Below are 12,125 nucleotides of genomic sequence, written 5' to 3'. Positions count from 1 at the left end.
ATGTGGAATCCGGCAGCATCCCGACTGCACACGGGTCGACCGGTCATATTCGGATACTGATTCGGGCCGTGAAAACATGATCGGCGAACCGCTCAGGCCGGCAGCGGCCTCTCATGCAAGATTGAGGTTAGGTTGGTGAGCAGCAAACCTGGTCCTTCAGGGCGGGGTAGATGATGCTGACGATCGACTCCGGGGAGGTTTCATCGGCTGGTGCACAACCAGATTTCATCCATTTTCTCGGATTCCGATAAACTTTTCCCAAAATTAGCTTGAATGTATTTACCTTGCATTTCTGTCGGGGTAGGCATGTGGATTACGGTCCATTGAGCTGGCTGTATACGCAATATTAACCGAGATCTTGCTGATTGCCGCAATGTCGACATCGTGGGAGAGTTGCCGTGCGCGTTGACAAAATGTGATCTACATTCGGTGTTGTAAGGATTGATTCAAGATCACAGCGAAGGGAAGATTGAAATGGGTAGTTTGGAAGATTTCGATATCTCGGTACTGTTGCAAAAGTTGATCGCATTCGTTGATTCATTTTCATCGGACTCGCCGGAGACTCCGGAGATCCCGCAGTAACCTCAGTGACGAATGGTGCTGCGTATCACCTGTTCAGCGGGTATGCGCAGCACCAGTAGTCGTCGACGACAGGATGGTGGGTCGAAAATGCTGCAGGGCACATTGCATATTTCCTGAACATTTATCGAAATTATTTCGTTTTCCAGGATCGTATTCTCTGCATCATCAGCGTATCGCTCCGTCGTTAAGTGGATAAGTTGCCGGCGTGCTGAGATGGACAGTGAATTTCGCGGACTTTGTTCATTCTCGAATCCGCGCATGAGTGTAGGCTTCGCATCGGCTGGCTGATTGTGCGAAGCTTTCGCGCGATATTCGGTTTTGGTCTATCTTCTGTGCACTGGCCCCGGTCGCAGGTTTGATCGCCGCGGTCGATGCTCTGGGTCGATCCCCTGCTGACGGGATGAACCGCGGCTTCTGATCGACACCAACCTTGTGAATAGGAAGAAAGCGTTCTACTGCGCCGCGCTGACCGACGACATGTGGAAGTCGGGGATCCGCAGCGGCGGCATTGCGGTGCGGGTGAACCAGTCCTTCCATTCGCGGGGGAGTGTGACCTCGGTGCGACCGGCCTCGGTGACCCTCCTCAGCAGATCGAGTGGGCTCTCGTTAAATCGGAAGTTGTTGACCGCTCCCACGATCTTGCCGTTCTCGATCAGATACACCCCGTCACGGGTCAACCCGGTGAGCAGCAGCGTTGTGGGATCGACTTCGCGGACGTACCAGAGCGTCGTGAGAAGGAGCCCCTTCTCGGTGTTGGCGATCATGTCCTCGATGGAACTGCTGTCACCGCCGGTCAGGAGCAGGTTGTCGCCGGGAACGGCGACTGGCCGACCGAATTCTCGAGCAGCGTGACGCGGATACGCGAGAGCGGCGATCATGCCGTCCTTGATCCAGTCGACGCGATCGATATCCAGGCCGTTGTCGAAGACGGAGACGGATTCGCTCGACGATGTGGTGACAACAAACGGCGCAGATTCCAGGCCGTCAGCTTCGGGGTCCGATGTCAGGGTCAACGCTAGATTGCCGAGGGTTTCACCGATCCGCGTTCCGCCGGTAGTGGAGAGAGCCGTGTGACCTTCCTCGGCTCCGCGACCCTCCATGGTCCACATCAGGTAGATCATGAGGTCGGCGACAGCGGACGGGGGCAGGATGGTTTCGTAGCGTCCGGCCGGCAGGCTCACCGAGTTCTTTGCCCAATCGAGGCGAGTGGTCAACTGTGACAACAAGTCCGATGTGGAGATATCGGTGAAGTCGACGGTGCCGGATCCGACCCAGGCGCTGGCGTCGCCGCGCTTGCCGTTGATCTCGACGGAACCGGTGGGCTGGACTGTGCGTCGACGCACTCCGCTCGAGGTACCCAGCCACGTCGTGTGCAGTTGGTGGTGGGCAAAGCCGAACAGCTGATCGTCACCGTCGAAACCTGTCGCAAGATCCGACGCTAGTTGCGCAAAGACATTGATATCGGTGAGTACCGGGGCCAGATCCCAGTCGGAACTGGCTGGACCTGCTGGAATGAGATCGGATGCGTCGTCGGCGGGTGTTGCTGTGCGAGCAGCCTCCTCGCTGGCCTTCACAAGAGTGATGATCTGCTCGGGATCAACACTGCTGGAACTGACCGTGCCGACGCGGGTCACATCACCGTCGCGCACAATCGAAATGACTGTCCACGTGCGAGACAGTGACACTCCGTTGGTGGTCATCGAATTGTTGGCCCACCGCAACGACGCTTCGCTGGCGTCGGTCACGATGACTATCGATTCGTCGACAGTCCGCGCAGCCAATGCGCGTTCGACTACCTGCTGCGCCATGATCACTGTTGAGCCTCCGAACGGGTGTTGAGGATGTTGACTCCGCGGAACAGTGCAGACGGGCAACCGTGACTGACGGCAGCAACTTGCCCCGGTTGAGCTTTGCCGCAGTTGAAGGCGCCGCCCAGTTTCCACGTCGATGCTCCGCCGACCGCTTCCATGGATCCCCAGAAGTCTGTGGTCGTGGCTTGATACGCGACGTCGCGGAGTTGGCCGTCGAGTTTGCCGTCACGGATCTTGAAGAATCGTTGGCCGGTGAACTGGAAGTTGTAGCGCTGCATGTCAATTGACCATGACTTGTCGCCGACAACATAGATGCCGTTTTCGATGCGTGAGATCAACTCGGCCGTCGACGTATCAGTTTCAGGATCCGCCGAGAGGGACACGTTGGCCATCCGCTGGATCGGAACGTGGTGCGCGGAGTCGGCGTACGAGCAACCGTTGGAGCGCTCCAAGCCCAGGCGCGGCGCAAACGCGCGATCGAGTTGGTAGCCGACCAGGGTGCCGTCGTTCACGAGATCCCACCGCTGCGAGGCAACCCCGTCGTCGTCGAATCCGACGCTGGCCAGGCCATGCTCGGCGGTTCGGTCAGCGGTGACGTGCATGATCTGTGTGCCGTATTTCAGTGTGCCCAACTTCTCGGGCGTCGCGAAAGAGGTGCCGGCGTACGCGGCTTCATAGCCGATCGCGCGGTCGTATTCGGTTGCATGACCGATGGATTCGTGGATCGTGAGCCACAGATTTGTCGGATCGATCACCAAGTCCGTCAGACCCGGTGTGACGGACGGAGCCTTGACCTTCTCGGCCAGCCACGCTGGGATGTGTGCCAGCTCGTCGGACCAGTCCCAGGTGCTTTCCGAGCCCAGGTACTCCCAGCCGCGGGCCACCGGCGGAGCCAACGTCCGCATCGACTCGAAACTGCCTGCCGACTTGTCGACGGCAGTTGCCTCGAACTCGGGGTGCAGGCGCACACGCTGCTGGGTGATAGAGGAACCGGCAAGGTCGGCGTAGAACGTCTGTTCCTTGACCTGCAAGACGCTGGCCGTGACGTGGTCGACGCCGTCGGATGCCTGCAGACGCCCGGAATAGTCGACAAGTAGATCAACCTTTTCTGCCGTCGGAACTGCAAACGGATCGACCGCGTACGGCGAAACCCAGGTTGCGTCGGCATAGACCGGTTCATCGGCCAGAGCGACCGGATCGCGATTGAGGGAGCGCAATGCGAGGGCAACCTCGACAGCTTGGCGGGCGATCAGTACTGCGATTTCCGGCGAAACCTCGGCATGCGAAGCGAAACCCCACGTTCCGTCGACGATGACGCGGACGGCTAATCCCACTTCGTCGCTGTCCGAGACGGCTTGAACTTTGCCGTCGCGCAACCGGATCGACTGGGTAAGCAGGCGGTGAACGCGGACATCCGCGTGCTGCGCTCCGGCAGCGCGGGCTGCGGACAGCGCTGCCTCCGCAACGGCATTGAGGGGGAGGGCGAGGAAATCTGCATCGACATCTCGGGTGACGGTCACCGTCATCACGCTAGCCGAACTGCTGCCATCCCAGACGAATCACCATGGCAATGACCACAACCAGCAGTGTGATCCGCACAAAGCCGGAGCCCTTGCTCAGCGCCATCCGAGATCCGATGACCGCGCCCACCACATTGCACACGGCCATCGCCAGTCCCAAGCTCCACCACACATGGCCCGCGACGGCAAAATACGTCAACGCCCCGAAGTTGGATCCCAAGTTGATCACCTTCGCCATCGCGGCGCTGCGCACAAATTCCGTGCCCAGAAATGTCGCGAAGCTGATGATCAGGAAAGTGCCCGTGCCGGGGCCGAGCAAACCGTCGTAAAGCCCGATGAGGCCCGCCGACAGCAAGATCACCAGCGCTGTTTTTCGTTGGGTCGGGCGATGGGTCGCCAGCGTTGTCCCCAAACTCGGGCGCATCGTCACAAATAACGCGACGCCTACCAACACGACCATGACGATGGGTATGAAGTATTTTTTGTCGATCAACGAGACTGCAGCTGCGCCGCACGCCGAGGTGATTGCGGCCAAGATTGCTGCCGGGACGAGTTGACGCCATTGCATCGGGATCCGACGAGAGAACGTCCAGACAGCGGCGCTGGTGCCGGTGAACGCGGTCAGCTTGTTGGTGGCCAGCGCGGCCTGTGGCGTCAACTGGGGCGCCACCAGGAACAGTGCCGGGAGCAGAATCAAACCACCACCACCGACGACGGCATCTACCCAACCCGCCGCAGTTGCAGCTGTCATGAGTAGGCCCCAGTCCGCGATATCCACGGCGGTGACTCTTTCACAGTTGTGACAGTCTTGAGCGCATGAGGAGGTTCAGCCTGTGGCTGCGGGGTAAACCCTTGATCGCGGACAGTGGGCTGGCGCTGCTCTTCTTTATCCTTGAAATTGTTTCGTTCGTGGGTTCTGATCGCGATGAGCGTTGGCCACAGCTTTTTCTCGGACTTCTGATCTGCCTGCCAGTCGTGTGGCGACGTAAGTATCCGCGTGTGTCGGCTGCCGCGATTCTCCTGATGTCTTTGACCAGCACGTTCATCATGTGGACGACGGACAGTGCTGCAGCCGAGCATCCGGGCCTCCTGGCACTCGGTGTCGCTCTCTACACCCTGGTGGCGTACGTCGACCGGCGCACCGCTGCCGTCTACCTCGGTCTCCTCGTCGTGGACACGATATTGTCCTCGTTGGTTGTGCGACAAGACGTGATCCTCGGGATCATCATTTCCGCACTGCTGTTTGCCCTTGCCTGGATCACTGCTGAATTCTTCAGTGCACGAAGGGCATACGACGAGGAAGTGGCGGCACGTCTGAAAGTTGCCGAATACGATCGTGATCGACGCGCCGAAGAAGCTGTGGCAACTGAGCGCACGCGTATCGCCCGCGAACTCCACGACGTAGTTGCCCATGCGGTGAGCGTGATGATCGTCCAAGCCGACGGCGCTTCCTATGCCGTTGATACCAATCCTGCGCTGGCCAAGAAGGCATTGGGCAACATCTCGAGTACCGGCCGTGACGCGCTCGCAGAACTGCGTCGCACCGTCTCACTCCTGCGATCCGAAGTCAGCGACGACGCGATGCCTCAGCACGGAACTGCCGGCATCGCCAAAGTTGTCGACATGATGCGCGCGACGGGGTTGCAGGTACGGCTGGAGTTGACCGGAGAACTCGACGACATCAGCCCGTCCGTCAGTTTGGGCATCCACCGACTTGTTCAGGAATCGCTCACCAACGTATTGCGGCACGCCGGAGCAAATCCGAAAGCGCGTGTAACTGTGCGACGCACCGAGACCGCAGTTCTGCTCGAAGTGATTGACAACGGCTCTGCGAGATCAGCATTCATCGGAGGTTCGGGCAACGGATTGGTCGGGATGCGCGAGCGGGTCCACGTCTTGCACGGCACTCTCGAAACCGGTCGTCGCCCGGACGGTAGTTGGCGCGTGTACGCGGAACTGCCGCTTGAGATTCGCGATTGAGGCACACGAACTCTGTACGAACGACCGATACCGATTGCGTGGTGTGTGCCGATATCTTAGGAGGGTTGAGCACGGTGCTTCGCAACCATCGATTGTTCAGCGCCTGATCCCCTGCAAGGCAACGACGATCCTTCTTTGCCGCTTGTGGCGTGCTCCGAAACCAGTATCTACCTTCTGGGACCGAGCATTCTGAGCGGCAACAGCCTGAAATCTCCGAGTGCCTCCTATAACGATCAGCAGGAGAGATTTGAACTCGGCGTGGACTTCACAGCGGAGGGGAGTCAGACGTGGGCTCAATTCACCTCCGTCAACATCGGCCGTCAGGCTGCGTTCGTCATCGACTCGAAAATCGTCAGTGCACCTACGATCCAGGGTGCGACTCCGGCGGGTTCTCCGACGTCCATAACCGGGTCATTCACGGAAGAGACCGCATCGACCTTGGCTGCCACGCTCAATAGCGGCGCGTTGCCGATTCGTTTTACACGATCGAACTGACGTGTTCCCCGCGAGTGATCCGAGGACGAAAAGCAAACACCCGCACCTGCCGGGAAGGCAGAGTGCGGGTTGTATCGGTGAGGGTTGTGCGTTTGTCGGTGCGGGCAATCTTGAGCAATTTGTCGGCAACAGGGGGAATGCCCTGTACTTTTACGGCGTGGTTGCTTCTGGTAGCCGCACCGCACCTTGTGCGGATACCGCCCGGAAAGGGCCAACACCATGACAAGAACCGAATATCAGCACCGCCGGCCACACGGACACGGACACCGTCGAGGGTTCGCCGCTCTCGCGGCCGCCGGATTCTTGGCGCTCGCCGCCGCGACCACCGCAGCCGCAGCACCCGTCGGTGTGCCGATCAATACGCCGGCCCCAGCCCCCGGCACAATCGCCTCCTGGGGAGACAACATCAGGCAGCAGGTAACCGACACCCCCGCTGGCAGTGATTTCACCGCCGTCGCCGGCGGCTACGCCCATTCGGTGGCGCTCACAGCCGACCGCACAATCATCTCCTGGGGAGATGACGCCAACCAGCAGGTCACCAACACCCCCACCGGTAGCAATTTCACCGCGGTCGCCGCCGGCCGCGACTATTCGGTGGCGCTGAAAACCGACGGCACGATCGTCTCCTGGGGATACGACGACGACGGGCAGGTCACCGACACCCCCACTGGTAGCGGCTTCACCGCCGTGGCCGCCGGCACCCGCCATTCGGTGGCGCTGAAATCCGACGGCACCATCGCCTCCTGGGGAAACAACGGCAACCAGCAGGTCACCGGCACCCCCACTGGTAGCGGCTTCACCGCCGTCGCCGCCGGCGGCGACCATTCGGTGGCGCTCAAAGCCGACGGCACGATCGCCTCGTGGGGAGAGGACGGCCAGCAGCAGGTCACCGACACCCCCACCGGTAGCAATTTCACCGCGGTCGCCGCCGGCCGCCTCTATTCGGTGGCGCTCACAGTCGACGGCACGATCGTCTCCTGGGGGTTCGATGGCAACTTTCAAGTCAGGAACACCCCCGCCGGTAGCGGCTTCACCGCCGTGGCCGCCGGCAGCGGTCATTCGGTGGCGCTGAAATCCGACGGCACCATCGCCTCCTGGGGAAACAACGGCAACCAGCAGGTCACGAACACCCCCGCCGGCAGCGGCTTCACCGCCGTCGCCGCCGGCGGCTTCCATTCGGTGGCGTTGAAGAAGGCGACTGCCCCCGCATTCACCGACGCCGGACCGGTCACCCTCAACGGGATCGCCGGAACGCCGTTGACCCGAGAGTTCACGGTCACTGGTAACCCGGCCCCGACCCTCACCGCGACCGAACTCCCGGCCGGACTCACCCTCAACCCCACCACCGGTGCCTTGACCGGAACACCCACCGCTACAGGGTCGTTCCCGTTCACGATCACCGCAGACAACGGTGTCGGAACCCCCGCCACCTTGACTGTCACACTCACTGTTGCGGCAGCACCGGCAGCTCCGATATTCACCGACGCCGGACCGGTCACCCTCAACGGTATCGCCGGAACGCCGTTGACCCGCGAGTTCACGGTCACCGGAAACCCCACCCCCACCGTCACCGTGGTCGACGCGGCGCTGCTGCCCACCGGCATGACCTTCACCGACGGTGTTCTGTCCGGAACCCCCACCGTTGCAGGGACGTACACGTTCGTTCTCCGAGCAGCCAACGGTGTCGATCCTGACCTGACGCTCACTGTCACCGTCGTTGTCGCGGCTGCGCCGCCGGTGGTCGATCCGCCGGCGACCGGATCCCTCGGTTCGCTCGGCTCCCTGGGTAGCTCATCTTTCAGTTTCGGAAGCTGATATGAGTTGAGTTAGCTGTTGTGGGTACGGACGTTGATGACGCGGGACTGAAGTAGACGGGCTGGTCCTCGGCGCGAGAATGGGAATTGCGACATAGCCGTTCTCGACCAAGAAGGACCAGCCCTGTGACACACCGTAATGCTCCACTGACAGTGGAAGGAAGACGCCGCCTGATCGAGCGGTGCCAGAGCCGTCCGATCGCCCACGTAGCGGCCGAAATGGGCATCTCCCGCCAATGCGCCTCCAAGTGGGTCAACCGGTATCGCAAGTACGGTGACCTGGGACTACAGGACCGATCCAGCGCACCGCACCATCACCCGGCCGCCACAGCGGCAGGGCTTGTGGCCGAGATCGAAGCGATGCGACGGACCCGGAAATGGTCGGCCTCACGGATCACGTTCGAACTGCGCACCGACGGCATCGTTATTGCTCGTCGAACGGTCACGAAAATCCTGCGGAACCTGGGATTGCACCGCCGCCGGTTCATCGACCCGAACGGCGAAACCAACCGAAAACCACAGGTCATCATCGCGAAACGGCCAGGGCAGATGGTGGATGTCGACATCAAGGAAGTCGGAAAGATCCCCGACTGCGTCGGTTGGCGTGCCCACGGCCGCGGCTCCGACAAGGCCAAACGATCCCAGCAACGGAAAACGAAGAACAAGCAGGCCCGCATCGGTTACACCTACCTGCATCCGCGATCGACGGCAACACAAGGCTGGCGTACACCGAGGCCCGCGACAACGAAACCGCAGCAACAGCCATCGATTTCATGAACAACGCCCGCATCTTCTTCGCCGCGCACCGAATCATCCGTATCGAGCGCGTGATCACCGACAACGGATCATGTTATCGGGCATCAGATTTCACATCTTCATTGCGAGAAGCGCGGCACTACCGCATCAAGCCGTATACCCCGAAACACAACGGGAAAGTCGAGCGCTACAACCGCATCCTCGCCGAAGAACTGCTCTACTCCCGCGAGTACACCAGCGAGGAGCAACGACGCACCGCCGTGGAAATCTGGAACGTTCACTACAATTATCACCGACCGCATTCAGCACGCGGAGGACGACCGCCTGCCGCTTACCGCCGGCACCGCGTCACCAACGTCCGCGCCTCATACAGTTAGCCCTTCACAAACACCTCCGGAGATGACAGGAACAGTCGAAGCCTCTCACCTAGTGGTGAGAGGCTTCGACTGTTTCGGCCGAGTCTCGGTGACCATCTTGCGACTGCCGGATCGGGTGGTCGGCAAAAAGGGAAGAACCGGCACTCTGCCGGGGAGGGCAGAGTGCGGTTCTGTGATCCGCCTTTCGGCGTCACCACAGTGTCAGAAAACTGACACGTCCCTTCTGTCGGCGATGGACCAGGCCAGCGGCGTCGTGATTGGGCAGGTCGAGGATGGCCTTCAAGACGAACGAGATCCCCAGGCTGAGTGAGCTTCTCGGCCAGTTCGATACCAGAGACATTGCTTGCCTGGTACAAATCACAAGCGGTTTGCAGCTCACCGGGGTCGGCAATGGGATCCGGTCAGTGCGGATAGCCTCGACGTACTGTTCGAGCGAGAATCCCGAGGGTGGACTTCAACGACGTTTCGGCGATGACTGGAAAGATCCCTGCCTCACGCCATTTGGCGTCAATGGCGGACCAGTCGTAGTACGACGTCACGAGGGAACCGGCGTCGGTCGGTTCGATCCGATAGCCGTAGACGTGCCCGATCGCAGGTCGAATCGTTCCCAGGATAGTCCAGGCGATTTCACGTCCCGGCACAAAGGTTTTGATGTTCACGGTCACGTCGTACTCGCCCATCGGAATGTCACCGAGGGCCTCGCGATCCATGTGTACGACAAAGCTGTCGCCGACCGCCGTCACGGTGTCGCCGTCCGCATCCATCAACATTCCGGAGCCGTCGATGGCAACGTGTCCTTGGGGATCGCAGAGGACTTCGAAGATCGACGCGGGATCCGCGCGGATGATCCGTTGTACTTCGATTCGCTCAGTAGTCATATGGGGAATCCTGTCAGATGTTTTCATCTCACGGATCAGAAAACTGACACGTCCGCGTCCATGACGTCGTTGTCGATATCGCGCAGGATCTCTCTCGTCGACGTCAGTGTTGGTAGGACGTTCTTCGCGAAGAACGACGCCACCAAGAGTTTGCCCTCGTAGAAGGGCCCGTCTGCGGTAGAACTACCGCTATCGAGTGCCTTCATCGCTACTTCGGCCTGCACCAACAGTCGCCAGCCGATGAGCAGATCACCCACAGCAAGGAGGAACCGCACCGAGCCCAGTCCCACTTTGTACAGTTCCCCGGCCTGCTCTTGCGAGGCCATCAGGTAACCGGTGAGGATCCCGGCCATACCTTGGACGTCGTCGAGCGCCGTGCGAAGTAGCGCGCGTTCCGCTTTGAGTCGCCCGTTGCCCGCTTCGCTGTCGATGAAAACCTTGATCTGTCCGGCAACATGGGCAAGCGCGACACCACGGTCACGCGCGATCTTGCGGAAAAAGAAATCCTGCGCCTGGATGGCTGTCGTGCCCTCGTACAACGTGTCAATTTTCGCGTCGCGGATGTATTGCTCGATGGGGTAGTCCTGCAAGTATCCAGAGCCGCCGAACGTCTGCAGGCTCTCGGTGAGCCACTCGTACGCTCGCTCCGAGCCGACGCCCTTGACGATCGGAAGCAGTAGATCGTTCACTCGATGCGCCAGTTCCGCGTCTGCTCCGGATACATGCTGAGCTACGTCGGCATTCTGATGAGCCGCCGTATAGAGATACACCGCGCGCAGACCTTCGGCGTACGCCTTTTGCATCGCGAGGCTTCGGCGGACGTCCGGGTGATTGATGATCGGCACCCGCGGCGCCGTCTTGTCTGCCATCTCGGTGAGGTCCGAGCCTTGGATACGTATCTTGGCGTACTCCAGAGCATTCAGATAGCCGGTGGACAGAGTTCCGGCAGCCTTGGTACCGACCATCATCCGGGCGTTCTCGATTACCTGGAACATCTGGGCAATACCGCTGTGTACGTCGCCGACCAGCCAACCGACTGCGGGCACCTCCGTGGCACCGAATGTCAATTCGCACGTCGGTGAGGATTTGATCCCCATCTTGTGTTCGACGCCGGTGACGTACACACCGTTGCGTTCGCCGAGGTCGAGTGTCTCGGGATCGAAATGGAACGCCGGCACATAGAACAGGCTCAGGCCCTTCGTTCCCGGACCTGCGCCCTCCGGACGTGCCAGCACCAGGTGGAATATGTTTTCGGCGGTATCACCGACATCGCCGCCGGAGATGAATCGTTTGACGCCTTCGATGTGCCACGTTCCGTCGTCCTGTTGCATTGCCTTGGTCCGGGCGGCGCCGACGTCGGAGCCGGCATCGGGTTCGGTCAACACCATCGTGCCCGCCCAACCGCGATCCAACCCGGTTTTGGCCCAATGCTTTTGCTGTTCGGTACCCACGTTATACAGCACACTGGCCATCAGTGGACCCATGTTGAAGAAGCTGGCCGACGCGTTGGCGGCCACCATCATCTCGCCGATCGCCCAGACCAGGGGCGCGGGGGCCGGAACGCCGCCGACGCCTTCCGGAAGTCCCAACCGGGACCATCCGGCCTCATTGACAGCTGCCACAGTTTTCCGAAGTGGACCGGGCACGATGATGCGATGGTTTTCGGCGTCGAATTCCACAGGATTGCGATCGGCGTCTACGTACGACGCCGCAACTGGCCCTTCGGCGAGCCTTGCAACTTCCGCAAGAATGTTCCGAACGGTATCGGTATCGAGATCTCCGTAGTCGCCCGCGTCGAGTAGCTTGCTCAGGTCGAGGACCTCGAAAAGGTTGAATTCTATGTCGCGCACATTGCTCTTGTAGTGGCTCACAGCTTCTCCTACCGCAATAGACCGATGTTAGAAGCCTGCCC

7 protein-coding genes and 2 pseudogenes are annotated in these 12,125 nt (G+C 60.5%); 4 read left to right on the top strand and 5 right to left on the bottom strand.

What is annotated here, in order from left to right; genetic code table 11:
* Positions 1-1,034 precede the first annotated feature (1,034 nt).
* From MTX36_RS21345 to MTX36_RS21335, 3 genes are read right to left on the bottom strand one after another with little or no spacing between them, the layout of a single operon-like run.
* Positions 1,035-2,396, bottom strand: coding sequence for a metallopeptidase TldD-related protein (locus tag MTX36_RS21345; RefSeq protein WP_243621704.1), 1,362 nt, complete (start codon positions 2,394-2,396; stop codon positions 1,035-1,037).
* Positions 2,393-3,919 carry a TldD/PmbA family protein gene (locus MTX36_RS21340; protein ID WP_243621702.1) on the bottom strand — a complete coding sequence of 509 codons (1,527 nt, stop codon included), beginning with the start codon at positions 3,917-3,919 and terminating at the stop codon, positions 2,393-2,395. Before MTX36_RS21340 ends, MTX36_RS21345 begins: the two co-directional genes overlap by 4 nt.
* A 4-nt stretch (positions 3,920-3,923) precedes the next feature.
* A complete protein-coding gene (locus MTX36_RS21335) occupies positions 3,924-4,664 on the bottom strand; it encodes a TSUP family transporter (protein ID WP_279394890.1) in 741 nt (246 codons plus the stop codon).
* A 65-nt stretch (positions 4,665-4,729) separates the two neighbouring features.
* Between MTX36_RS21335 and MTX36_RS21330 the strand changes: the two genes are divergently transcribed.
* The 4 genes and pseudogenes from MTX36_RS21330 to MTX36_RS21315 all read left to right on the top strand — a co-directional run bounded on the left by MTX36_RS21330 (position 4,730) and on the right by MTX36_RS21315 (position 9,335).
* Complete coding sequence (locus MTX36_RS21330; protein ID WP_243621697.1) at positions 4,730-5,893, top strand: sensor histidine kinase; 1,164 nt, start codon at positions 4,730-4,732, stop codon at positions 5,891-5,893.
* A gap of 81 nt (positions 5,894-5,974) precedes the next feature.
* Positions 5,975-6,382 (top strand): annotated as a pseudogene (locus MTX36_RS21325) (protein translocase subunit SecD); the annotation flags it as partial.
* A gap of 225 nt (positions 6,383-6,607) precedes the next feature.
* Positions 6,608-8,203, top strand: coding sequence for a putative Ig domain-containing protein (locus MTX36_RS21320; protein WP_243621695.1), 1,596 nt, complete (start codon positions 6,608-6,610; stop codon positions 8,201-8,203).
* Positions 8,204-8,328: 125 nt separating this feature from the next.
* Positions 8,329-9,335: pseudogene (locus MTX36_RS21315) on the top strand (IS481 family transposase).
* A gap of 401 nt (positions 9,336-9,736) precedes the next feature.
* Here MTX36_RS21315 and MTX36_RS21310 read toward each other — a convergent pair.
* Both MTX36_RS21310 and MTX36_RS21305 read right to left on the bottom strand, forming a co-directional pair.
* Entirely contained in the window at positions 9,737-10,213 is a 477-nt protein-coding gene (locus MTX36_RS21310) for a polyketide cyclase (RefSeq protein WP_243621694.1), read from the bottom strand.
* A 35-nt stretch (positions 10,214-10,248) separates the two neighbouring features.
* Positions 10,249-12,084 (bottom strand): acyl-CoA dehydrogenase, encoded by a 1,836-nt coding sequence (locus MTX36_RS21305; RefSeq protein WP_243621693.1) that lies wholly within the window; start codon positions 12,082-12,084, stop codon positions 10,249-10,251.
* Between the last annotated feature and the right edge of the window lie 41 nt (positions 12,085-12,125).

This window comes from Rhodococcus sp. ARC_M6, assembly GCF_022810305.1.
Taxonomy (GTDB): Bacteria; Actinomycetota; Actinomycetes; order Mycobacteriales; family Mycobacteriaceae; genus Rhodococcus_F.
The sequence above is the reverse complement of the archived record's forward strand: the minus strand, read 5'-3'. Positions and strand labels throughout refer to the sequence as shown.

Bases quoted from the DNA above. Each gene is read 5' to 3' on its own strand.
- MTX36_RS21340 (WP_243621702.1), bottom strand. From the start codon at position 3,919: ATGACGGTGACCGTCACCCGAGATGTCGATGCAGATTTCCTCGCCCTC.
- MTX36_RS21335 (WP_279394890.1), bottom strand. From the start codon at position 4,664: ATGACAGCTGCAACTGCGGCGGGTTGGGTAGATGCCGTCGTCGGTGGT.
- MTX36_RS21330 (WP_243621697.1), top strand. From the start codon at position 4,730: ATGAGGAGGTTCAGCCTGTGGCTGCGGGGTAAACCCTTGATCGCGGAC.
- MTX36_RS21320 (WP_243621695.1), top strand. From the start codon at position 6,608: ATGACAAGAACCGAATATCAGCACCGCCGGCCACACGGACACGGACAC.
- MTX36_RS21310 (WP_243621694.1), bottom strand. From the start codon at position 10,213: ATGACTACTGAGCGAATCGAAGTACAACGGATCATCCGCGCGGATCCC.